The organism is Vibrio sp. 1402 (assembly GCF_033340275.1).
Map to the genome: position 1 here is coordinate 19,511 of NZ_JAWOWE010000008.1, position 24,633 is coordinate 44,143.

Annotated in this window: 22 protein-coding genes, 1 tRNA gene and 1 riboswitch; of the genes, 5 read left to right on the forward strand and 18 right to left on the reverse strand. The window is 44.9% G+C overall.

The window, feature by feature from the left end; genetic code table 11:
- Positions 1-136: 136 nt before the first annotated feature.
- From R7044_RS15700 to yfbV, 4 genes are all read right to left on the reverse strand, one after another.
- Positions 137-931 (reverse strand): ABC transporter ATP-binding protein, encoded by a 795-nt coding sequence (locus R7044_RS15700; RefSeq protein ID WP_005387275.1) that lies wholly within the window; start codon positions 929-931, stop codon positions 137-139.
- On the reverse strand, positions 928-1,863 hold the full coding sequence (locus R7044_RS15705; protein ID WP_012841584.1) for an ABC transporter permease: 936 nt from the start codon (positions 1,861-1,863) through the stop codon (positions 928-930). Before R7044_RS15705 ends, R7044_RS15700 begins: the two co-directional genes overlap by 4 nt.
- Positions 1,864-2,037: 174 nt before the next feature.
- Positions 2,038-3,003 (reverse strand): ABC transporter substrate-binding protein, encoded by a 966-nt coding sequence (locus R7044_RS15710; RefSeq protein WP_005380811.1) that lies wholly within the window; start codon positions 3,001-3,003, stop codon positions 2,038-2,040.
- Positions 3,004-3,333: 330 nt separating this feature from the next.
- A complete protein-coding gene (yfbV, locus tag R7044_RS15715) occupies positions 3,334-3,786 on the reverse strand; it encodes a terminus macrodomain insulation protein YfbV (protein ID WP_005380809.1) in 453 nt (150 codons plus the stop codon).
- A 346-nt stretch (positions 3,787-4,132) separates the two neighbouring features.
- On the opposite strand from yfbV, the gene R7044_RS15720 reads away from it, so the two are divergent.
- The 3 genes from R7044_RS15720 to R7044_RS15730 all read left to right on the forward strand — a co-directional run bounded on the left by R7044_RS15720 (position 4,133) and on the right by R7044_RS15730 (position 8,376).
- Positions 4,133-5,329, forward strand: a complete 1,197-nt coding sequence (locus R7044_RS15720) for an acetate kinase (RefSeq protein ID WP_005380807.1) — start codon at positions 4,133-4,135, stop codon at positions 5,327-5,329.
- A 136-nt stretch (positions 5,330-5,465) separates the two neighbouring features.
- Positions 5,466-7,610 carry a phosphate acetyltransferase gene (gene pta / locus R7044_RS15725; RefSeq protein WP_005380805.1) on the forward strand — a complete coding sequence of 715 codons (2,145 nt, stop codon included), beginning with the start codon at positions 5,466-5,468 and terminating at the stop codon, positions 7,608-7,610.
- Positions 7,611-7,953: 343 nt separating this feature from the next.
- Positions 7,954-8,376, forward strand: coding sequence for a hypothetical protein (locus R7044_RS15730; RefSeq protein WP_005380804.1), 423 nt, complete (start codon positions 7,954-7,956; stop codon positions 8,374-8,376).
- 114 nt (positions 8,377-8,490) lie between these two features.
- On the opposite strand, the gene R7044_RS15735 is transcribed toward R7044_RS15730, so the two are convergent.
- From R7044_RS15735 to moaA, 11 genes are all read right to left on the reverse strand, one after another.
- Positions 8,491-9,438: a glutathione S-transferase family protein gene (locus R7044_RS15735; RefSeq protein WP_206958076.1), complete on the reverse strand. Its 948-nt coding sequence runs from the start codon at positions 9,436-9,438 to the stop codon at positions 8,491-8,493.
- A gap of 167 nt (positions 9,439-9,605) precedes the next feature.
- The gene (oppF, locus tag R7044_RS15740; RefSeq protein WP_318141728.1) at positions 9,606-10,619 is read right to left on the reverse strand and encodes a murein tripeptide/oligopeptide ABC transporter ATP binding protein OppF; all 1,014 of its coding nucleotides are present in this window, start codon (positions 10,617-10,619) and stop codon (positions 9,606-9,608) included.
- On the reverse strand, positions 10,598-11,569 hold the full coding sequence (locus tag R7044_RS15745) for an ABC transporter ATP-binding protein (RefSeq protein WP_005380792.1): 972 nt from the start codon (positions 11,567-11,569) through the stop codon (positions 10,598-10,600). The genes oppF and R7044_RS15745 overlap by 22 nt, the downstream gene beginning before the upstream one ends.
- A gap of 27 nt (positions 11,570-11,596) precedes the next feature.
- The gene (gene oppC / locus R7044_RS15750; protein WP_005380790.1) at positions 11,597-12,499 is read right to left on the reverse strand and encodes an oligopeptide ABC transporter permease OppC; all 903 of its coding nucleotides are present in this window, start codon (positions 12,497-12,499) and stop codon (positions 11,597-11,599) included.
- A 15-nt stretch (positions 12,500-12,514) separates the two neighbouring features.
- Positions 12,515-13,435, reverse strand: coding sequence for an oligopeptide ABC transporter permease OppB (gene oppB / locus R7044_RS15755; protein ID WP_005380786.1), 921 nt, complete (start codon positions 13,433-13,435; stop codon positions 12,515-12,517).
- Between the two features lie 128 nt (positions 13,436-13,563).
- Positions 13,564-15,240: an ABC transporter substrate-binding protein gene (locus R7044_RS15760; RefSeq protein ID WP_017633862.1), complete on the reverse strand. Its 1,677-nt coding sequence runs from the start codon at positions 15,238-15,240 to the stop codon at positions 13,564-13,566.
- Between the two features lie 531 nt (positions 15,241-15,771).
- A complete protein-coding gene (gene moaE, locus R7044_RS15765) occupies positions 15,772-16,227 on the reverse strand; it encodes a molybdopterin synthase catalytic subunit MoaE (RefSeq protein ID WP_017821374.1) in 456 nt (151 codons plus the stop codon).
- Position 16,228: 1 nt separating this feature from the next.
- Positions 16,229-16,486 carry a molybdopterin synthase sulfur carrier subunit gene (gene moaD, locus R7044_RS15770; protein ID WP_017636051.1) on the reverse strand — a complete coding sequence of 86 codons (258 nt, stop codon included), beginning with the start codon at positions 16,484-16,486 and terminating at the stop codon, positions 16,229-16,231.
- Positions 16,483-16,962 (reverse strand): cyclic pyranopterin monophosphate synthase MoaC, encoded by a 480-nt coding sequence (gene moaC, locus R7044_RS15775; protein ID WP_005380779.1) that lies wholly within the window; start codon positions 16,960-16,962, stop codon positions 16,483-16,485. Before moaC ends, moaD begins: the two co-directional genes overlap by 4 nt.
- Before the next feature lie 26 nt (positions 16,963-16,988).
- Positions 16,989-17,501, reverse strand: coding sequence for a molybdenum cofactor biosynthesis protein B (gene moaB / locus R7044_RS15780; protein WP_005388935.1), 513 nt, complete (start codon positions 17,499-17,501; stop codon positions 16,989-16,991).
- A 101-nt stretch (positions 17,502-17,602) separates the two neighbouring features.
- Positions 17,603-18,592, reverse strand: a complete 990-nt coding sequence (moaA, locus tag R7044_RS15785) for a GTP 3',8-cyclase MoaA (protein WP_005380776.1) — start codon at positions 18,590-18,592, stop codon at positions 17,603-17,605.
- A riboswitch (molybdenum cofactor riboswitch) is annotated at positions 18,581-18,715 on the reverse strand. Its footprint overlaps the gene before it by 12 nt.
- Positions 18,716-18,890: 175 nt before the next feature.
- Here moaA and R7044_RS15790 point away from each other — a divergent pair.
- Complete coding sequence (locus tag R7044_RS15790) at positions 18,891-19,787, forward strand: YvcK family protein (protein WP_025767209.1); 897 nt, start codon at positions 18,891-18,893, stop codon at positions 19,785-19,787.
- A gap of 138 nt (positions 19,788-19,925) precedes the next feature.
- On the opposite strand, the gene luxU is transcribed toward R7044_RS15790, so the two are convergent.
- The 3 genes from luxU to uvrB form a co-directional block, all read right to left on the reverse strand.
- Positions 19,926-20,270, reverse strand: coding sequence for a quorum-sensing phosphorelay protein LuxU (luxU, locus tag R7044_RS15795; protein WP_225455674.1), 345 nt, complete (start codon positions 20,268-20,270; stop codon positions 19,926-19,928).
- Positions 20,267-21,673 (reverse strand): quorum-sensing sigma-54 dependent transcriptional regulator LuxO, encoded by a 1,407-nt coding sequence (luxO, locus tag R7044_RS15800; protein ID WP_005380768.1) that lies wholly within the window; start codon positions 21,671-21,673, stop codon positions 20,267-20,269. The genes luxU and luxO overlap by 4 nt, the downstream gene beginning before the upstream one ends.
- A 291-nt stretch (positions 21,674-21,964) precedes the next feature.
- Positions 21,965-23,995 carry an excinuclease ABC subunit UvrB gene (gene uvrB, locus R7044_RS15805; protein ID WP_017636056.1) on the reverse strand — a complete coding sequence of 677 codons (2,031 nt, stop codon included), beginning with the start codon at positions 23,993-23,995 and terminating at the stop codon, positions 21,965-21,967.
- Between the two features lie 559 nt (positions 23,996-24,554).
- On the opposite strand from uvrB, the gene R7044_RS15810 reads away from it, so the two are divergent.
- Positions 24,555-24,630 (forward strand) — tRNA-Asn (locus R7044_RS15810).
- The last annotated feature ends 3 nt before the right edge of the window (positions 24,631-24,633 follow it).

The following is a 24,633-nucleotide window of genomic DNA, read 5'->3' on the forward strand; positions in this document are numbered from 1 at the left end:
GCACTCCTCGTCATCGGATATGCCACTATGTTATTGAAGAATTAGAGACAAGAAATCCTCCTTGCGAGTTGACATATCAGCCAATTTTCTCAAGGAGGATCACACTTAGTAGGCGTAGTGACTTGTCGGATACCGCTTAGTTCAACAAGAGACTGTCATCTGCCAGCTCTTCACCACGCACTTTGGAGAACATATCCAACAAGTCTGGTACTTGCATGTTAGCGCGCTGCTCTCCAGCCACATCAAGCACAATTTCACCTTGGTGAAGCATTACGGTCCTATCGCCACATGCTAATGCGTCTTTCATCGAATGCGTCACCATCATCACGGTTAAATCGAACTCATCGACAATACGTTTAGTTAAGTCGATAACAAACGCCGCCATACGAGGATCAAGCGCAGCCGTGTGTTCATCAAGCAACAACAACTTACTCTCCGATAACGTCGCCATCACAAGGCTAACGGCTTGTCGTTGTCCACCAGACAGCAACCCAATGCTATCGCCCAAGCGGTCTTCTAAACCAAGACCGAGGATGCTAATTCGCTCTTGGAACAGCTTGCGACGTTTGGTAGAGAGCGCCAACCCCCAGCTGCGTTTTTTACCACGCATGTGCGCTAGAGCCATGTTCTCTTCTATCGTCAGTTCACCACAAGTCCCGGCCAATGGATCTTGAAACACTCGGGCGCATTGCGTTGCACGTTGGGCAACCGTCTGCTTGGTGACGTCTTTGCCATCAATGATCACCTGACCACCTATCATCGGCGTCTCACCTGTCACCGCACCAAGCAACGTCGATTTTCCTGCGCCATTAGAACCAATCACGGTAAGAAATTGATGCTCTGGAACCTCTAAAGAGACGCCTTTCAATGCACGATTTTCCAAAATCGTCCCTGGGTTGAACGTGACCTGAATGTTATTTAGTTCGATCATAATGCCTCCCCAGAACCATTTTTTGATGCCGCTTGTTTAGCATCAGTAACGCGTTGTTTCGCTCTCATGCTCTGTTTTAGCTTTGGAGCAATAAGCGCCACAGCCACCAATACTGCGGTAACCAGGTTGAGGTCTGAAGCTTGTAAACCAAACATGCCAGAGCTCAAAGCGAAAGCCACTGCAAGGCGATAAAGTACCGAACCGATGATGACCGCAAATACCGCAACCCAAATCTTGCGCCCGGGAATAAGGGTCTGCCCCAAAATCACAGCTGCCAAACCAACGACAATGGTGCCCACGCCAGAGGTCACATCCGCAAAGCTGTTCGTTTGTGCAAACAACGCGCCTGCGAATCCCACAAACCCGTTGGATAAAGCCAAGCCAAAGTAGGTATAAAAGCCAGTGCTCGCCCCTTGCGCAGAAACCATACGCGCATTCACACCCGTGGCTCGTAAACCAAGACCAAAGTCGCTGTTCAGCAGGCGAATGACAAAGAAAGCGGACAGAAGAACTAAGACCCCAACAACCAGAGGGCGAATAAACATCGCATCGCCCAATGCTTCAAACGGAGTGAGAATAGTATCCTCTCCAAGCAACGCCATATTAGGTTTGCCCATAATACGAATATTAATTGAAAATGCAGCGATCATGGTAAGAATGGAAGCTAACAGGTGTAAAATACCACACCGAACAGCCAGAAAAGCGGTTACCCACCCCGTCATACTACCAGCTATCATCGCCATTATTGTCGCAAGCCAAGGATTAATACCTGCGACAATCGCCGTTGCAGCTACCGCAGCTCCCATTGGAAAGCTGCCATCCACACTCAAATCGGGGAAATCGAGAACACGGAACGTAAGATACACACCCAGAGCGACTAGGCCATAAATCAAGCCAATTTCGAGTGCACCAAAAAAAGCAAATGCAGACATAACTGCTCCTTTCTGCATGCTCAGGCTGGCTAATACCAACCTGAACTTAAGACTTCTAACGTATACTCCCCTTCTTCTCTAGCAGAATGCTTTACACGAGAAATCTGGCGAGTATCAATTTTGGGGCAAGCCTCTATCAACCAACGTGACAGGCTTAACCCCAAAAAGCGTTACTTATTGCATGCTTGTCGCACGTTCAATCACAGAACTTGGCAGCTTGATACCGAGCTTAGATGCTGCGCTTTCATTAATTACAAGGTCAGAGCCCGTCGCGACTTTTACATCCAGCTTGCCTGGTTCTTGACCATCAAGAATCGCCGCCACGTAATCCGCGGTTTGTACACCAACCTGGTAGTAGTCAAAACCTAAGCCTGCAATTGCACCCTTTTCGACATACGACGTCGCGCCACCAAATACAGGTTTCTTCGCTTGATTCGCTGCCACAATCATCCCTTCAATCGCACTTGCAACTGTATTGTCTGTTGGGGCGTAAAGAATGTCTGATTTCGCTGCAATCGCTTGAGTCGCAGACTGAACATCAGCACTTTTTAGTGCGGTCGCTTCAACCACTTGTATGCCTTTTGCTTTTGCGCTTTCTTTTAGTAATTCAACTAAAGTCACGGCATTAGCTTCACCGGGATTAAATACAACCCCGATGCTTTTCACCTGAGGAAGAATTTCTTGGATGAGATCGACATGCTGAGCAACGGGTGAAAGATCAGACAGGCCAGTTACGTTTTTGCCTGGTTGTTCCATCGACTTAACCAATTTCGCACCAACCGGATCTGTTACCGCAGTAAAGACAACAGGAATAGAGCGAGTAGCCGACACCAAAGCTTGTGCCGAAGGTGTCGCGATGCCAACTAACACATCAGGATTTTCACCGACGTACTGACGGGCAATTTGCACCGCAATCGCTGGATTACCCTGTGCGGTCTTATAATCAAATTCTAGATTTTTGCCTTCTTCGTAGCCTTTCGCTTTCAAACCATCAAGTAACCCTTGGCGCGTCGCGTCTAACGCCGGGTGTTCGACAATCTGTGAAACTGCGACAGTTGCAGTGGCGGCCAGTACATTGGTAGAAGAGAAAATAGCAGTAGCTGATAGAACGGCGGTGGCTAATAAACGTTTCGTTTTCATCATAACTCCTTGATGTGACTTCGTCCTTGTTTCACGAGCTTTCAATATGTGTATCGACTCGTGAATTCAAATGTTTGAAGGCGGTATTGTTGTGTTCGTATAACTGTGCACTTCTTGCGCATCTTGTTTTTATTATTACTACTAAGTCTTAGTAAAGAAAAGAAAGATTTAACACTAAAGCAACATTTGTGATCGGGGGGACTTCTTCATCCGGAAAGAATCTTTGGCAAACAAAGCTTCGCTCGCTTCATCAACGACCGTCAAAGTAGGTAATAGAGGCAGGATCAAAAATGGAGCGGCCAGTGCACACTCCATTTCAAACAATTTAAATTAGAACCAACGCTCTAATGACGATTTATCGAGCTGGCGAAACGCTCGGTTCAATATTATCGCAAGCTCTTTGTAACGAGGGCGAGCTTTGACAGGCTCTAATGCAAAACCTGTTTCCACAATTTTTTGATGCAACTCCCGATACCAAGAGGCCAAAGAAGGCGGCAATTTCGTGTTGGACCGAGCACCAAGCCACCAAATGCCTTGAAGTGGCAAGCTAATCGCAAACAAGGCGACAACAATGGATTGAGGTAAAGCGTGGTAATTGTTGAATGCCATTTGAGTGAGTACGCTGATCGCAGCAACAGCTGGCATGACTTTAATGCCAAAGCGAGTCGCCTTAATGATACGCTGTTCCGGAAATATGGCGCTTAGCTCTTTACGAACCGGCCAGATCTCCATGTAATTCTGGCCATCTTTCAGGCTATGGATCAATCCGACTTTATTACTCATACCGCTCTCTCACTAAAAAATAGTTGAACATTTCAACTGAAGGTACAAAAAATTGATGAAAGTTAATATTCTTTCAAATTTTTTTTGTTATCATTGCTTATTATCGCTATCCTTTGCAGACCCTCAATCTCATTGTTGCTGTTATTTACAATTTAAGCAACTCCGAGATATCTATCTGCACGGATCGCATCATAGTGATGGAAGGGTTCATCACTATTTCTTTATATGGAATTAGAACAATTTTTGACCAGGATTAGTACGCAGCCTTCTGGGTATCGGCTATTCTTGTGATTAATTTTTCATTCTTTAACTGATTTTTTATCAGACGAATAACAGGTAGTCATACATGTCTAAGCTAGTTTTAGTTTTAAACTGCGGTAGTTCTTCTCTTAAATTTGCCGTTGTTGATGCCGAGAACGGCGACGAGCACTTGTCAGGTCTTGCTGAGTGTCTTCACCTTCCTGAAGCTCGCATCAAGTGGAAACTTGATGGCAAGCACGAAGCTCAACTAGGCAATGGTGCAGCTCACGAAGAAGCACTAGCGTTTATGGTAGAAACTATTCTTGCTTCTAAGCCAGAGCTTAAAGCTAACCTAGGCGCAATCGGTCACCGTATCGTTCACGGCGGCGAGCAGTTCACTCAATCTGCACTAATTACTGATGAAGTTCTAAAAGGTATTCAAGACGCTGCAACATTTGCACCTCTTCATAACCCTGCTCACATCATCGGTATCGAAGCGGCTAAGAAAAACTTCCCAGAGCTGAAAAACGTTGCTGTATTTGACACTGCGTTCCACCAAACTATGCCTGAAGAGTCTTACCTATACGCTCTTCCATACAACCTATACAAAGAACACGGTATCCGTCGTTACGGCATGCACGGTACTTCTCACTTGTTCATCACTCGTGAAGTTGCAGGCCTACTAAACAAACCAGTTGAAGAAGTAAACATCATCAACTGTCACCTAGGTAACGGCGCATCTGTATGTGCGATCAAGAACGGTCAATCTGTAGACACTTCTATGGGTCTTACTCCACTTGAAGGTCTGGTAATGGGTACTCGCTGTGGCGACATCGACCCTGCTATCGTCTTCCACCTACACGACGCTCTAGGTTACTCTGTTGATCAAATCAACACGATGCTAACTAAAGAGTCTGGTCTTCAAGGTCTAACTGAAGTGACTTCTGACTGTCGTTTCGTTGAAGACAACTACGGTCAAAAAGAAGAAGCAACACGCGCAATGGACGTGTTCTGTCACCGTCTAGCTAAATACGTTGCTGGCTACACTGCTTCAATGGAAGGCCGTCTAGACGCAATCACTTTCACTGGCGGTATCGGCGAGAACTCTGGCCCTATCCGTGAAATGGTTCTAAACCGTCTTGGCATCTTCGGTATCGAAGTAGATAGCGAAGCTAACCTTAAAGCTCGCTTCGGCGGCGAAGGCGTTATCACGACTGAAAACAGCCGTATCCCTGCAATGGTTATCTCTACTAACGAAGAGCTAGTCATCGCTGAAGACACTGCTCGCCTGACAGGTCTTTAATTGAATTCCTGGCTAGCCACTCGGCTAGCCAGATTTTCATTCAAACGAATTTCTTAGGGGCTCAACTCCTATTCTTCGAGCTTCATGGAATAAGAGTTGAGCTTTTATCCCCCAAATAGCTAAAGGTACTCTACGAATGTCTCGTACTATTATGCTTATCCCTACTAGCGCAGGCGTTGGCCTAACAAGCGTTAGCATGGGTGTTCTTCGCGCTATGGAGCGTAAAGGCGTTAAAGTTTCTTTCTACAAGCCAATCTGTCAGCCACGTTCAGGTGGTGATCAGCCAGATCTGACTTCAACTATCGTTGGTCGTAACAGCGATATGAAGATCGGTGAACCAATGGCGATGTCTGTTGCTGAAAGCCTAATCGGTAACGACAACATGGACGAGCTGCTAGAAACCGTTGTTGAACGTTACAACCAAATCAACAAAGACGCAGACGTTACGCTAATCGAAGGTCTTGTACCTACTCGTAAGCACCCATTTGCAAACCAAGTAAACGCGGAAATCGCGGCAACACTTGGTGCAGAAATCGTGCTAGTTGCGACTCCAGGTACTGATAACCCTGCGCAACTGAAAGAGCGTATCGAAGTAGCATGTTCTAACTTCGGCGGCACTAAAAACAAAAACATCTCAGGTGTTATCATCAACAAGCTAAACGCTCCTGTTGACGAAGCTGGCCGTACTCGCCCTGACCTATCTGAAATCTTTGACGATGCAGACAGCGCGAAACAAAACGAATTGAAAGTGATGGAAATTTTTAACACTTCTCCAATTCGTGTACTAGGTTGTGTGCCATGGAGCATTGATCTGATTGCGACTCGCGCAATCGACATGGCTAAGCACCTGAAAGCAGATATCATCAACGAAGGTGACATCAACACTCGTCGCATCAAGAGCATCACTTTCTGTGCACGTTCTCTGCCAAACATGATTGAGCACTTCAAACCGGGTTCTCTACTTGTTACTTCTGCAGACCGTCCTGATGTTATCGTTGCTGCTTCTCTTGCTGCAATGAACGGTGTGGATATTGGTGCTGTACTGCTAACTGGCGGTTACGATATCCCTAGCGAAATCGAAGGCCTATGTAAACCAGCATTCGACACTGGTCTACCTATATTCAAAGCACAAGGTAACACTTGGCAAACGTCTCTAAACCTACAGAGCTTCAGCATCGAAGTACCTGCAGACGATAAAGAGCGTATCGAGTTCATCAACGAACACGTTGCTGGCCACATCGACGGTAACTGGATCGAGTCTATGACTGAAGGCACTCAGAAGTCTCGTCGTCTAAGCCCACCAGCGTTCCGTTACCAGCTAACTGAACTTGCTCGTAAAGCAGGTAAGCGTATCGTTCTTCCAGAAGGTGACGAACCACGCACAGTTAAAGCAGCAGCGATCTGTGCTGAACGCGGCATTGCAGACTGTGTACTTCTAGGTAACCCAGATGAAATCCGTCGCGTAGCGGCTCAACAAGGCGTTGAGCTAGGTACTGGTGTAACCATCATTGATGCAGATGCTGTTCGTGAAAACTACGTTGCTCGCCTAGTTGAGTTGCGCGGTGCGAAAGGCATGACTGAAGTTGTGGCTCGTGAGAAGCTACAAGATTCAGTATTCCTAGGCACAATGATGCTTGAGAACGACGAAGTTGACGGCCTAGTTTCTGGTGCTGTTCACACTACGGCGAACACTATCGTTCCTCCGTTCCAAATCATCAAGACGGCACCAAATGCGTCTATCGTATCTTCAGTATTCTTCATGCTTCTGCCTGATCAAGTACTGGTTTACGGTGACTGTGCAATCAACCCAGATCCAACTGCTGAACAGCTTGCTGAAATCGCTATCCAATCTGCTGACTCTGCAGCAGCATTCGGTATCGAACCACGCGTTGCAATGATCTCTTACTCTACAGGTGAATCTGGTAAGGGTGCAGACGTTGATAAAGTACGTGAAGCAACAAAACTGGCTCAAGAGAAACGTCCTGATCTTATCATTGACGGTCCTCTACAGTACGACGCTGCTATTATGGAAAACGTTGCTGCTTCTAAAGCACCAAACTCTCCAGTTGCAGGTAAAGCGACAGTATTTGTATTCCCAGACCTAAACACGGGTAACACAACTTACAAAGCGGTACAACGTTCAGCTGACCTAGTATCTATCGGTCCAATGCTGCAAGGTATGCGTAAGCCTGTAAACGACTTGTCTCGTGGCGCGCTAGTAGACGACATCGTGTACACCATCGCTCTAACAGCTATCCAAGCAGACCAAGAAGCTAAATAATCGCTTCTGACATCTAGTTGGATATAGATACAAAGCCCTCGATTCGTCGAGGGCTTTTTCTATTGCTGGCCAGAACACTTATTTGTTTTTTATACCAATTACTGCACAACCTATAATTACTGGTGCACAAAGCTTTTCTCCCTATCGCCCCCCCATACCTAACCGACATTGCTCGTGCTTGTTATTACACCGATTGACCCACTCCCAAAAATGCATTGGCTCCAAAGCAGCACGGTCCCTGTTCAATTTATCGGCATTATTTACGTTTTAGCTAAACTTTTTTGCTAGGAAATACGTAAAAGCTACTGCAATACACAAACTCATTGACTGCTAAGGAATACATATGAAGGATTTCATCAATACATCACTGATAAAGTTTGGTTTAGCTGCGTTTCTGATTAGTTTTTCTTCATTCAGCTTTTCCGCCCCGAGTATTAAAGGCGTCGATCAAGATATGTCCGGAGGAACGGTGACCGCTGAAATGGCTCATGCTGATGACAATGGGTGGATGGTTGTCCACCGAACAGACGAATCAATGAAGCCTGGTCCTGTTATCGGCTACGCTCCGTTAAAAATGGGAAAGAATGAAAACGTAAATGCAATTTTGATGGAACCAGTAGAATCAGGCGATATGCTGATGTTAATGGTCCACGGAGAGAAAGGTGGCATGAAGACTGGTGTGTTTGAGTATACGCTCGGCGCTAAAGAGGACGGTCCTGTAAAAGTGGACGGAAAGCTAGTGATGGACATCGTACGCGCTAAGTAAGGTGGCGATGAATGAAAAAGTAAACTTCCTACTCCCGGTATTTAGATGACACAAAAGTACTTAACGTCATTGCTAACCGTTAAGTACTTTTTCATTTGCGATGGAAGCAGCAAACTAGCCAATCCTTTCTCTTCCATGAGGAGTATTTAGGTCTAAATCAGGCCCTTTTGGTACAACTTGCGTCGGATTAATCCCAGTGTGGCTGAAGTAGTAGTGGCGTTTAATGTGATAGAAATCCGTCGTTTCTTCGACGCCTTCGACTTGATATAACTCTTTTAAGTAGCCTTGTATATTTTCGTAGTCTGCGATGCGCTGCTTGTTACACTTGAAATGCCCAACATACACCGCATCAAAACGAATAAGAGTCGTAAACAAACGCCAATCAGCCTCAGTAATTGTGTTCCCTGCTAAGTAACGATGCGTCGCTAAGTGAGCATCGATTTTATCTAACGCATTAAACAAAGAATCAAACGCTTCTTCATACGCCTCTTGTGTAGTCGCGAAGCCACAACGATACACTCCGTTGTTGACATTCGGATAAACAAAATCGTTCCACTCATCAATAACGTGTTTTAGATGTTCTGGATAGTAGTCGTCGTGATTCCCTGTTAACGCATTGAACTCCGAGTTAAACATGCGAATGATCTCTGACGACTCGTTTGACACAATAGTATTGGTCTTTTTATCCCAAAGTACAGGCACGGTTACGCGGCCCGTGTAATCGGGTTTGGCCTGCGTGTAAATTTGATACATGCGCGTGTGACCAAACAATGGCTCAGGAAGCCCCATTTGCCAACCTTGGCTGAGCATATCAGGGCAAACGACCGTGACATCAATATGTGGTTCTAAACCTTTCAGCTTGCGGAAAATGAGGGTTCGATGTGCCCAAGGACAAGCAAGAGAGACATACAAATGGTATCGACCGGACTCTGGTGTAAACTCCGCATCAGGGTCGTTTTTAACCCAGTTACGGAATCCGGCATCTTCGCGCACAAATTTGCCACCATTTGATTTTGTGTCATACCAGACATCTTGCCAAACACCTTCAACCAACTTACCCATGATTGCTCTCCTCTCGTTCTGTTTGTGTCTATATTAGCGTTTCCTATCAAACAGAGAATCATCGAACTTAGGACATCATGTTCAAGAAATTCGAATGTATAAATCAGACACATAAAAAAAGCGCGACCCGATGAAGGTGTCGCGCTTAAGCCCGTCACAGGCTGAATTTATACACTAACGTGTAAACAAGATACAGCGTGAACGTCATTACCTAAAATACTTGGCTTCGTCTTCGCACACTCTTCGGTTGCTTGTGGGCAACGAGTGCGGAATACACAACCCGACGGTGGGTTGATAGGTGAAGGAAGATCACCCTCTAACATTTGGATTTTCTTATTGCGCTCAATATCCGGGTCCGGGATCGGAACCGCAGACATCAGCGCACGCGTATATGGGTGCTTAGGATCAGCAAACAGAGCCTCGGCCTCGCCAAGTTCCACGGCATTACCTAAATACATAACTAAAACGCGATCTGAAATGTGTTTAACGACAGACAAGTCATGCGCAATGAATACCAGAGAAAGCCCTAACTCTTTTTGAATCTCTTTAAGTAGGTTAACCACCTGAGCTTGAATAGATACATCAAGCGCCGATACTGGCTCGTCACAAATGAGCATCTTAGGCTTAAGGATAAGCGCACGCGCTATCCCGATACGCTGACACTGACCACCCGAGAACTCGTGTGGGTAACGGTTAATCACGTTAGGTAATAGGCCAACTTTCGCCATCATCTCTTTAACGCGATCTTTCACTTCCTGCTTAGACAGTTCTGGATAGAATGTCTCAAGAGGTTCAGCAATGATATCACCAACAGTCATACGCGGATTCAGCGATGCCAATGGGTCTTGGAAAATCATCTGAATTTCTTTACGCGTCTCACGGCGCTGAACGCTTTTCATTTTAGTAAGGTCTTGACCCAACCAAACTACTTGGCCGTCAGTAGCTTCAACCAGACCAATGATGGCACGAGCAAACGTCGATTTACCACAACCTGATTCACCTACTACACCAAGCGTTTCCCCTTCGTATAGTCGAACGTTCACGCCATCTACCGCTTTCAGGCTCGAAGGCTTTGACCACGGCCATGCCGACTTTGAGGCAATGCTGAAGTGAACTTTCAGCTCAGAAATGTCCAGAATTAGTTTTTTGTCTACTGCGTTCATTTGTTCCAAGCCTCCCATTCAGAAAAACATGCACGCTGACGACCATCACCAAATGGTGTCAGAATTGGCGCCTCGCGCTTACAACGATCCATCACACGGTGACAGCGCTCTTGATAAGGGCAGCCCGGCGGTAGACGAAGCAAGTTTGGTGGATTACCAGGAATGGTCGGCAGAATTTCACCCTCAGTATCGAGGCGAGGAATCGCCTTCAGCAGCCCCTCCGCATAAGGATGGCTTGGATTGTAGAAAATTTCGTTTACGTTACCGTACTCCATAGTACGGCCTGCATACATCACCAGCACCTTGTCACACGAACCTGCAACCACACCAAGGTCGTGCGTGATCATGATGATCGCTGTGTTGAACTCAGATTTCAGCTCATTCAACAAGTCCATGATCTGTGCTTGTACCGTCACATCAAGTGCTGTTGTTGGCTCATCGGCAATAAGCAGTTTAGGACGACATAACAACGCCATCGCGATCATTACACGCTGACGCATACCGCCTGAAAACTCATGCGGGTACATCGTGATACGCTTACGCGCTTCAGGGATTTTTACCGCTTCCAGCATGCGTACTGATTCTTCAAATGCTTCCGCTTTGCCCATGCCTTTGTGCAGCATAAGCACTTCCATCAACTGATCACTCACTTTCATGTAAGGGTTCAGTGATGTCATTGGATCTTGGAAGATCATTGCGATCTGTTCCGCACGCACTTTGTTCAGTTCTTTTTCTGGTAAGTTTAGGATTTCTTTGCCTTCAAACTTTGCGCTACCAGAAATAATACCGTTCTTAGCCAAAAGGCCCATGATTGCGAATACGGTTTGAGATTTACCTGATCCCGACTCTCCAACGATACCTAAGGTTTCGCCTTGGTTGAGAGAGAAGTTCAAATCGTTTACTGCGGTTACGATACCATCTTGCGTGGTGAATTCGACGCGCAGATCTTTGACATCTAATAAGCTCATCATTGCTTCCTTAATCTTATCTTTTAATTATCTGTCTTTTGGATCCAGCGCATCGCGCAGGCCGTCACCAACGTAGTTGAAGCAGAATAGCGTCACAACCATGAACACTGCTGGGAATGCCAGCTGCCAGATTGCTACTTCCATTGTCTGTGCACCTTCTTGTAGAAGAGCGCCCCAACTTGTCATTGGTTCCTGAACACCAAGACCAAGGAATGATAGGAATGATTCCGTTAGAATCATACTTGGGATAAGCAGCGTAGAGTATACCGCTACAATACCCAGTACGTTCGGTACGATATGACGAGTAATGATTTTCCAGTTGCTTACACCACACACATGTGCCGCTTCGATAAACTCCTTGCTACGTAGACTAAGAGTCTGACCACGTACGATACGCGCCATATCTAGCCATGCGATAGCACCAATCGCAACGAAGATCAGCATGATGTTACGACCGAAGAATGTTACCAGTACAATCACCAGGAACATAAACGGTACCGCGTATAAAATTTCTAGAATACGCATCATTACGCGGTCAACTTTACCGCCGATGAAACCAGATGCTGCGCCGTAGAGCGTACCAATCAGTACCGCTACAAATGCACCCATAACACCTACCATCAACGAAATACGACCTCCAATTAGCGTACGCACGTATAAATCACGGCCTAAGCTGTCAGTACCAAACCAATGGTCAGCATTCGGTGCAACGTGCATCGCGTACCAGTCAGTATCATCAAATGTGTACGGTGCGATCATTGGCAGGATAATAACCGCCAACGTCATTAGAATAAGAAGGAATAAGCTCACCATCGCCGCTTTGTTGCGCATGAAACGGATACGAGCATCTTGCCAAAGACTGCGACCTTCAATCTCCAAGTTTTCGGAGAATTTCTCAATCGCTTCTAGGTTTTCTTTTTTCGTTAACATAACCAAACGTCCCTGTTAGTAGCGAATTTTCGGGTCAATCATTGCAAGTAAAATATCTACAATCGCGTTGAATAGAATAAATAGGAAACCAATCAGAATGGTTACCCCCATTACTAGCGAGTAGTCACGGTTAAATGCAGCGTTAACGAATAGTTTACCAATACCAGGCAGACCAAAAATGGTTTCGATAACAACGGAACCGGTGATGATACCTACGAAAGCTGGGCCCATGTAAGAAACAACAGGGAGAAGTGCCGGCTTAAGAGCGTGTTTGATAATGATGTAACGATAACTTAAACCTTTAGCACGTGCCGTACGAATAAAGTTACTGTTTAGGGTTTCGATCATCGAACCACGCGTGATACGAGCAAAGGTAGCAACATACAGTAGCGACATACCAATAACAGGAAGCACTAAATACTGCCAGCTACCATCTTGCCAACCGCCCGCAGGGAAGATATTCCAATGAAGCGAGAATATGTAGATAAGCGCAGGCGCTAATACAAAGGATGGCATAACGACACCAAGCATCGCAGTCGACATAATGGTGTAATCAATCCAAGTATTTTGCTTGAGCGCAGCAATGGTACCGACGGTAACCCCCATTATCAAAGTAAAGATAAAGGCGATGAAGCCCACTTTAGCCGAAACAGGTAAGGCAACCGCGATCAGCTCGTTTACTGAGTAATCAAGGTATTTAAATGACGGTCCGAAATCACCTTGGATAACATTGGTCAAATACGTGGTGTATTGTTCAAATACAGGTTTATCCAAGCCATATTTAGCTTCGATATTTGCCATTACTTCGGGTGGCAATGGACGCTCTGTAGAGAAAGGGTTTCCCGGTGCAAAGCGCATAAGAAAGAAAGATACGGTGATCAAAACCAACATTGTTGGGATCGCCTCAAATATCCTTTTTGCGATGAATTTAAGCATAAACTCACTCTTTCAGTCTGTGACAGTTAAATTAAAGAAGTCGTCCAATTCTTTTGGACTAAAGATAGGCGCTACATGCAATTTCTCACATGTAGGGCCTCATTTTTATAGTTCTATCGAGTTACGAATTACTCTGTGATGTAGAGATCTTTAGAGTAAATCTTGTCTTCCGCGTTATTTACTGGGAAGCCACCAACTTTCGGTGATAGTAGACGTGATTTCACGTACTGGTAGATAGGTGCGATTGGCATATCTTTTGCCATCAACTTCTCTGCTTCTAGGTAAAGTGCTTGGCGCTCTTCGTCAGAAGTTGAAGCAAATGCTTTGTTCATGATCGCATCGTACTCTTTGCTGTCGTAGTGAATACCACCAGTAGTGTTATTACTCATCATCAGCGTTAGGAAAGATGAAGCTTCGTTGTAGTCGCCACACCAACCTGCACGAGCAACCTCAAAGTTGCCAGAATCTTTGGTAGATAGGTAAGTTTTCCACTCTTGGTTTTCTAGCGTAACATCTAGACCAAGTGTCTTCTTCCACATTGAACCCAGTGCAACCGCAAGTTTCTTGTGGTTCTCTGATGTATTGTATAGAAGGTTAAATTCAAGAGGGTTGTCTGCGCCGTAACCCGCTTCTTCCAATAGACGCGCAGCTTCTGCGTTACGCTCTTCTTGCGTCATTTTGCCGTATGCAGGAATTTCTGGGTTGAAACCTGCCGTAATTTCAGGTGTTAGGAAGTAAGCTGGCTTTTGACCTTGACCTAAAATCGCATCGGTCACAATGTTACGGTCAATCGCATAAGAAATCGCTTTACGCACACGAACATCATCAAACGGCTTTTTCTTCGTATTGAAGATGTAGTAGTAAGTACATAAGTTACCGGTTACAGACACTTCTTGTGGGTGCTCTTTCTTCAGACGCTTGAAGTGCTCTGTAGGCAGCTCATTCGTGAAGTCGATTTCACCCGCTAGGAAGCGGTTCATTTCCGCTACTTGGTTCTCGATTGGTAGGAAAGTAACTTGGTCAAGCGTCGTGTTTTCGTTGTCCCAGTACTGTTCGTTACGTTTTAGAACCAAACGCTCGTTTACAACCCAGTTGTCAACAACATAAGCACCGTTACCTACAAAGTTCTCTGGCTTCGTCCATTGATCGCCGAACTTTTCAACAGTTGCTTGATGAACAGGTTTCACTGTCGTGTGGCCCATCATCATTACAAAATATGGTACTGCAGTATCTAACTCAACCACTAACGTGTGGTCGTCAACCGCTTTAACACCTAACTCGCTCTTATCTTTTTTACCTGCAACAATGTCTTTTGCGTTCTTCATCTTGGTGTATTCCATGTACCAAGCATATGGAGAGGCGGTTGCTGGATCGACTGCACGTTGGAAGCTGTAAACGAAATCACCTGCAGTGACAGGATCACCGTTTGACCATTTTGCGTCTTCACGTAAGTGGAAAGTGTATGTTTTGTTGTCTTCAGTTTCCCAAGATTCTGCAACACCAGGGATAGTGTTACCGTCCGCATCTTGGTTTACAAGGCCTTCAAGAAGATCGCGAATCACGTGGGATTCTGGAACACCTTGAGATTTATGAGGGTCTATTGTCGCAACTTCTGTACCGTTACCACGCACCAATTCTTGAACAGCAGCAAGTTTTGGCTCTTTAGAATCAGATTTAGCTTCAGGGGCTGGAGCCGGAGCAGGCTCAGCAGCTTGTTTCTCCGCAGGCTTTTCACCACAACCAGCTAGAGCGAGAGAAAGACCAGCACCAATAAATAAAGCGCGCGTGATTTTATTCTTATACATGCGTAAAACTCCAAATTTTTTCGTTAGCATCCATGACTTCTTTGTAAGGGCCTGGAACGGTCAGAGTTTTAGATTTTTTTAGTGCACTTTCTGAGCACAAAAGTCTAAAACCTTACAAAGACTGCGGCACACATTAGCAATCATTGAAGTAATTTGCCATAAAAATGTAGCAAAAAAACCAATAATGCTGACTAAACCACACATATCTAGCAGTAAACTCTAACCCCAAAGCATTCACCAGCCAAATAAAGACCAGAAGCGACATTTAACAGGCGAAACTTTCGATTAATCTGAGTTTAAACCATTTACTAGCATCTTATGCTAGATATTTACACATCATTTAACATTTATGACAAATCAAGTCTAACAAATAATTGTTTATATATTGGGCAAAAAACTTTTATTGTGAAGAATATCACCAGACAAAAGATAGGAAATATTGAAACAAAGTGAGCAATACAATGAAGATAAATACAAAAAAAGCTAAGTACCATTAGCACTTAGCTTTTTTCACTAGAATGCGGGTTAGTTCTATTTTTCCCAACGCTGTGCAGCTTGATGATCGGTGTCGCGCGACTCAACCCAACGATCTTCATTCGTCGTACGCTCTTTTTTCCAAAATGGTGCTTGGGTTTTCAGATAATCCATGATGAACTCGCACGCATCAAATGCCGCGCCGCGGTGCGCACTGGAAACGCCCACAAATACAATTTGATCACCGCTATCCATGTCTCCGACGCGATGAATCACGCGTACACCTAATAGTGGCCAGCGAGACTCAGCTTGATCACAAATGTCGCTCAAGCTCTTCTCTGTCATCCCCGGATAGTGCTCTAGATGTAAACCAATCACATTATCCCCAAGGTTCATATCTCGAACTTTACCAACGAATGTAACGACAGCGCCGGCAGCCGTCCCTTCAGATAGACGTTGATATTCTTGCTCAACCGAAAAGTCTTCAATTTGTACAGAAACACGAGAATCCATCTTAACCCCCAGTTACCGGCGGGAAAAACGCAACTTCATCACCTGCTTTTACTTGTGTATCCAGAGGGACGATAGATTGGTTCACTGCAGCAAGTAGCTTTCCTGGCTCGAGCGCTAAATCCCACTTGCCATCTTTCTCAGTGCCTTCTTCCACTAGATGTGCACGAATTGATTCAACCGTTTCAAACGGCCCGTCTAACTCAACACTGTCGATGCCAATCAGCTCGCGAGTTTGAGCAAAGAAAAGTACTTTAATCATGATTCCACCTTAAAGTGACCAGATTTACCACCCGTTTTCTCTAATAGACGAACTTGACCAATGACCATGTCTTTTTGTACTGCTTTACACATATCGTAAATCGTTAGAGCAGCAACGGAAGCTGCCGTGAGCGCTTCCATTTCCACACCAGTTTTACCCGCAAGTTTACATACTGATTCGATGCGAACTTTGTTCTCTGCTTCGATAGCTTCCAGTTGAACTTCAACTTTAGAGAGTAGTAGCGGATGACAAAGTGGAATCAAATCCCAGGTTTTCTTCGCAGCTTGAATACCAGCAATACGAGCCGTCGCAAATACATCACCTTTATGGTGCTGGCCAGAGACAATCAGTTGAAGTGTTTCTGGGGCCATGTGAACAAATGCTTCAGCACGAGCTTCACGAACCGTTTCCGTTTTTGCTGACACGTCAACCATGTTTGCTTCGCCAGAAGCATTGATATGTGTAAATTGGGTCATTGTTTTTCCTTCGCTTTTAGGAAAGGTTATACAGATAGGTGTGGCATGAAGTTACAAGGGCGATGACTTGCATCCAACTGCTGTTTAATAATTTTTGTCCAGCCTGTGCGGCACGCACCAGTTGAACCTGGCATTGCGAAGATCACGGTGTGGTTAGCAAAACCAGCAATCGCACGAGACTGAATCGTAGACGTACCGATCTCTTCGTACGACACCATACGGAACAACTCACCAAAACCTTCAACTTCTTTATCAAATAGAGGCTTAAGTGCTTCTGGCGTGCTATCACGTGAGGTGAAACCTGTACCGCCAGTAATCATGATCGCTTGTACGCTTTCATCAGCAATCCATTGAGAAACAATCGCGCGGATCTTGTACATGTCATCAATAACAATTTGCTTGTCTACTACGTTGTGACCCGCTTCTTGAGCATGCTCAGCTAGGTAACGACCAGAGGTATCGTTTTCTTCAGTACGAGTGTCAGATACCGTTAGAACGGCAATATTTGCAGGTTGGAATTTGCTTTCAGCGTGACCCATTTGTTCACCTATTCTCTTAATTAGCTTTGATACGCTTGGTATCGATTCGGAAAAAGTTAGAGCCAGCTTATCACTAAGCTCGCTCTAAAAGTTGAATGAAGTTAGCCGCCGATAGACGCGAGGTGTGGCGTCATACCAGTATTGCCATCATGCAAGAAATGGCTTACCGACTTGGTTTGTAACTGCGCCTGGATACGTTCAATAAGCTCACTCTCTTGCTCATCACGTTCCAAAAGATCACGCAATTCTACACCGTAGTCTCCAAACAGACATAGGTGCAGCTTACCCATCGCAGAAACGCGCAGTCGGTTGCAGCTTTCACAAAAGTCTTTTTCATAAGGCATGATAAGACCTATTTCACCCTTGTAATCAGGATGAACAAATACTTGCGCAGGACCATCATTATGCGAGCGTACTTTCAGCAACCAACCATTTGCAATTAGCTGGTTACGAATTGCCACTCCGGATACATGGTGCTTATTAAATAGCTCATCCATCTCACCCGTTTGCATCAACTCAATGAAACGCAGTTGGATTGGACGATCTTTTATCCAGTTAAGAAACGCTGGCAGCTCGTGATGGTTCAGATCTTTCATCAACACCACATTAACTTTTACTTGCTCATAACCGACCTCGAACGCACGTTCGATACCATTCATGACTTCAGTAAACTTATTTTCACCTGTGATTTGATGAAACATACGCGGGTCAAGGCTATCCACACTGACATTAATGTGGGTTAAACCCGCTTCACGCCAATCTGCGACTTGTTTTGCCATGCGATAGCCATTGGTTGTCGTTGCAACTTTTTGAATGCCAGGCGTCGCCGCTACTGAATGGATAATGTCGGTAAAATCTTTGCGTAAGCTAGGCTCACCACCAGTGATGCGCACTTTTGACGTGCCACAATCAGCGAATGCTTTTACGACCCGTTTGATTTCAGGGAGAGATAAAAAAGACGAGTTTTTATTGCCCGAAGGCTTATAGCCATCAGGAAGGCAATAGGTACATTTGAAATTACATACGTCGGTCACAGACAGACGCAAGTAATAAAACTTACGATGAAATTTGTCTTCGAATTGTTGCGCCACGGAACACCTTTCCAAACACGGGAGGCATGGCCATTTCCAATCATGCCCTTGTGACAGTACGCCACTGGCTCAAAACGCTTATCCAAGGACTTAGCAATAGTGAGCTCGGAGTTATGGCAACCAGAGATATGAAATCTCTGATAGCTTTGCGGTGTAAAATACTTAATATTTGTAATGGAATCCAGACTTGAGTGATAAAAAACTCTCTAGAGACACAATTTACCGCTAAGTGAGTACCTTTAAGACACTCCTTAAGATAAATTGTAGCCGTTTTTTATTAGATTATTAGAAGAACATAATGAATATCTACACAGATAAAAAAGTGGTCGCTGTTGGCGGTGGTCATGGCTTAGGTCGAATGCTGGCCGCATTACGAGATTTTGGCAGCAATGCAACTGGGATTGTTGCCACGACTGACAATGGTGGTTCAACAGGAAGAATTCGTCACTGCCAAGGAGGAATCGCTTGGGGAGACACACGTAACTGTATTAATCAGCTCATTACAGAGCCTTCGATCAGTTCTATGATGTTTGAATATCGCTTCAAAGGCACTGGCGAACTTGATGGTCATAATCTTGGTAATTTGATGCTTACTGCACTCGATAACTTATCGGTCAGACCTTTAGATGCCATTAATCTGATTCGCAATATGTTAAAAGTCGACGTTAACATCCTTCCTATGTCCGAACACCCTTCGGATCTTTCCGCGTTATCCGTAGATGGGAAGTGGGTTACGGGAGAAACAAATGTCGACGAAATGAAAGCAGACTTGCGACGTTTGGATCTTTCACCAGAAGTGCCTGCTACCAAAGAAGCCATCACAGCTTTGGCGGAAGCGGACGCGATTATTCTTGGCCCTGGCAGTTTTTTAACTAGTATCATGCCTCCTTTATTGCTGCCTGAACTCGGCAAAGCGATTGCAGCAAACACAAAAGCAAAAGTCATTTTTGTTGCTAACCTGAGTCCAGAATACGGCCCAGCGGGACGAATGACGATGGCTCAAAAATTAGAATGGTGTGAACGTGCCTGTCAAGGAAGAAAAATAGACGTGGTTCTAGCAGAGAAAACCGAGCAAGACGTCTTAAGTCAATGGAATGTAGTGACGGAGTCACTCGCCTCCTCTAACCGAGACTGGCGTCACGATAGAAACAAGCTCAAGCTAGCGATTGAAAGTCAGCTACAACTTTCTATTTAAGAGCGCGTTACCTGGCTAGCGCCCTCTTTCAAGGTGTTTATTGATAATGAAAACCCTTCTGTCATCGAAGGGTTTTAGTTCAGGCATCCAGTAAGAACAGATGTTTACTAAGAAAAAATGGTTAATAGGAATAAATAGTTACTGTCGCCAAGAGCGATAAGCATCTCGAGTTTCGTGCAAAAGATCGAACATAGCCTCTAACTCCTCAGACTCCACAGTCAACTCACCGGCTTTCGCTTTTTTGTCTATGGACATCGCCAGTTCACAAAGGCGATCTGCCCCAAAGCTCGCAGCACTACTTTTCAACGCGTGGCTGATTTCTTTTGAGTAAGCTAATCGCTCTGCCCCCTGTAGTTGGGATAAGTTCTCGATATAGGTATCCATTTCTCCTAGGAAGATATCGAACAGTACAGGTACGTTGTCACTGCCAATTTCCATCGACAGTTCATCTATTTTTTGCTGATTTAATACATTTACACTCATACTTTTTGCCGCTCTTCCTTGCCGTTCCATGCCTGTAACTTGCGGTAAATCGTCGACGGACTGACATCAAGGTATCCCGCCGCTCGAGGAATATTGCCATCACATGCTTCAATCGCTTGCTCGATTGCCATTTTTTCCGTCATCCATAATGGCATAATCTCAGATGCGGTCATCGCTTTCGGCTCAATTAATTTAGCCACAGACGACGGACGGTCAAGCGGTTGATTCAACGGTGGCGGTAACATGTCCAACGTAATCTCTTTACCGTTGTTTAGAACAACGATATTGCGTAGCACGTTTTGTAACTGACGAACGTTACCCGGCCACTCATAGCTGTTGAATCGCTCGATGACATCAGGCGCAAAACGTATGAAGCTTTTTCCTTCTTCGTGTGACATGTAACCTAACAGTGAGTATGCAATTTCAATAACATCTTCGCCTCGTTCGCGTAAAGGCGGTAAATGCAAAGGAATGACATACAAACGATAGTACAAATCTTCACGGAATCGACCTTCTTGTACCTCTTTCCAAGGATCACGGTTAGTGGCACAAACAAAGCGCACATCCACGCTCTTCATTTTTGAGGAACCCACTTTTTGGAATGTGCCCGTTTGAATAAATCGTAGCAACTTGGTTTGTAAATCCAAGTCCATCTCACAAAGCTCATCTAGAAAAAGTGTGCCGCCATCCGCTAACTCAGCAGCACCTTGACGATCATTCGCAGCACCAGTAAAGGCCCCTTTTACGTGACCAAACAGTTCACTCTCAATCAAATCTTTTGGAATTGCAGCACAGTTAATTGCAATAAAAGGTTTGTCACCACGTTTACTTGCTGCGTGGATTGCCTCGGCACATACCTCTTTACCAGTACCACTTTCACCAGTGATAAAAATACTCGCTTTACTGCTCGCCGCGGAATCTATCGTACGGTAAACCTGCTGCATGGTTTGGCTACTGCCGATAAACCCCTGATAGCTCTGATTGCCTGGATTATCGGCTTCATTTTTTAGCTTGGTCGCTTTACGAATTGCATTGTTAACCGTGACACGTAAACGGTCTGCTTCACACGGTTTAATTAGAAAGTCTTGTGAGCCATGACGCATGGCCTCGACAGCGGTATCGATAGAACCGTGAGCGGTCATAAAGATTATAGGTACGTCGGGATGACTCTTTTTAACGGCATGTAAAACGTCCATCCCCGTCATATCTGGCAGACGGAGATCGAGTAAAATAAGATCTGGAATTCGATGATTTAGGCTCTCAATGGCATCCCTACCTGTGCCGACAATATTGATATCTATGCCAAGCGGTGTCAGGTATGAGCGGTACAGAGCCGCAACAGATGCGGTGTCCTCGACCATTAAAAGGTAACGAGACTTTGGGCCTTCGGGTTTTTGTTGCATAACCTAGCTATTATTTTGTTGTGTTTTAAACAATAATCGCATTACGCTTTGCATTTTGCAAATAACATTAGCTAAATTATGGGCAAAGGAAAAAATTCAAAAATAATATCAATTATTTAAAAAGTGGCACAAACCATGCTGTAACGATAGTGACCCCTCGGGTCACCTAGCCAACTGACGTTGTTAGTGAACGATATGTTCACAAAACAAGCCAATAGACCCGACTGCCTATTGGCTTCTTTTTTTTACAAGCGACCTAAAATGCTTGGATAGCTAAATCGGTAAGTTTGTTCAACTATTTGCGATGAACTGCGCTCGTAGTTTTTCAATCTCGTCACGCTTTTGTGCCGCTAACTCAAATTCTAAATCTTGCGCATGCTGATACATCGCCGCCTCCAGTCGACTGATTTCTTTTTCTAGCTGCTGAGGGGACAGTGCCTCGTAAGTTTGCGAAGGCTCCGCCACTTTCGATAATGGTACCTGTTTAGTGTTACGCTGGCGTTTAGACTTAGTGATATCGCCAAGTTCCATGATGTCTTTGATATTTCGTTTGAGCGCTTGTGGCGAAATACCCATTTCTTCGTTGTACGCTTCCTGCTTCTCGCGACGACGGTTAGTTTCATCCATCGCCTTTTTCATTGAGTTGGTGATTCGGTCAGCGTATAAAATCGCCTTACCTTCGATGTTTCGTGCAGCACGACCAATGGTCTGAATGAGTGAGCGTTCAGACCGCAAGAAGCCCTCTTTATCCGCATCCAAAATTGCAACTAACGAGACCTCTGGCATATCCAGGCCCTCTCTCAATAAGTTGATTCCCACCAGCACGTCAAATTCTCCAAGGCGAAGGTCACGGATAATTTCCACACGCTCAACAGTATCAATGTCTGAGTGTAAATAACGTACCTTAACATCATGTTCGTGAAGGTATTCGGTGAGATCTTCAGCCATTCGTTTGGTCAGTGTTGTAACCAGAACTCGCTCATCTTTAGCAGCGCGAATACGAATCTCAGACAATAGGTCGTCGACTTGGGTCGCTACTGGGCGAACCTCCAACTCAGGGTCAAGCAAGCCTGTTGGACGAACGACTTGATCCGCCACATCACCCGCCGATTTTTCTAGTTCGTAATTTCCGGGCGTAGCAGAGACGAAAATCGTTTGTGGTGCTAGTGCTTCAAACTCCTCAAACTTCAGTGGACGATTATCCAAAGCTGAAGGTAACCGGAAACCAAACTCCACTAGCGTTTCTTTACGCGAACGGTCACCTTTATACATGGCACCTATCTGCGGTACTGTCACGTGAGATTCATCGATGATCAACAAGCCATCATGAGGTAAGTAGTCAAACAGGGTTGGTGGCGGCTCACCTTCCGAGCGTCCACTGAGATAACGAGAATAGTTTTCGATACCGGAGCAAAAGCCCAACTCATTCATCATTTCGATATCGAATTGAGTGCGCTGGCTAATTCGCTGCTCTTCCAGTAGCTTGTTGTTATCTAGAAGCTGCTTTTTGCGCACTTCTAGTTCGACTTTAATATTTTCAATCGCTTCAAGAATGCGATCTCTTGGCGTCACATAGTGCGTCTTGGGATAGATGGTATAGCGCGGCAAGTCTCGTTGTTTCACCACGCCTGTCAATGGGTCGAACACACTGATGCAATCCACCTCATCGTCAAACATCTCAACGCGCACAGCGTCTTGGTCTGATTCAGCAGGGAATATATCAATCACCTCGCCACGGACACGGAACTGCCCTCGCTCAAAAGCAACATCATTGCGTGAGTATTGGAGCTCCGCTAGGCGACGAAGCATATCACGCTGATCAATCACATCTCCACGTCGCAAATGAAGCATCATTTGTAAGTAGGATTCCGGATCACCCAAACCATAGATAGCTGAAACCGAAGCAACGATAATAGCGTCTTTCCGTTCCAATAAAGCTTTAGTGGCAGACAGTCTCATTTGCTCAATGTGGGCGTTAACCGAAGCGTCCTTTTCAATGAAAGTATCTGTTGTGGGAACATATGCTTCAGGTTGGTAGTAATCATAGTAAGAAACAAAATACTCAACCGCATTATTAGGAAAGAATGACTTCATCTCACCATATAACTGAGCAGCAAGCGTTTTGTTTGGCGCAAGTAATATTGCAGGTCGTTGGGCTTGAGCAATCACATTCGCTAGTGTGAAGGTTTTACCTGAGCCTGTGACCCCCAACAATGTTTGATGTGCTAGCCCAGCATCGAGCCCCTCAAGCAACTGATTGATCGCTCCTGGTTGATCGCCCGACGGCTGATAATCGGAGACCAATTCATAGACTTTACTCATACCCTTCCTCAATTTTACTGCGCTTTGGCTGTATATATATACACCTTAGCTAATGAAATCTACGTCTATCGAGAATTTAACCATCATTGTTAATAAATTTTCTTGTTTGTCTAGAATGCTATAGCCATACAAAAGTGACTCTGATATAGTACTTCGCCCTAGTTGAAGAGCTACACACATTCTTCACATTATAGTTTCCACAACTTTTCCCCAAAAATTAGCTTAAAACTTTCTTATCCCCAAAAGATTGATTTTTATCCACTTTGAATACCTTTTGATTAACATCGATAAATCTTTGTTTTATTTGCTTATTTTACGCATAACTCCGACTAAAAATTCATTAAATAAAAACTTAGTTGCATATCAACTTTCTTTACCCAGATCTCATCAACATACTTATCCACAAATTTAGTGGATAACTAACCTCGAGCCTTTACTGGCAAGCCATACAGAAAAGTAAAGCCCTTAACTCAATATTTTTTGCTAAAAATGTATTTTTTTACTGTTGACAGTAGTTTGAGTGCTCGGTAAGATTCGTCCCGCTTTCAAGCAAAGCAATTCCTCCTTAGCTCAGTTGGTAGAGCGACGGACTGTTAATCCGCAGGTCGCTGGTTCGAGCCCAGCAGGAGGAGCCAGAT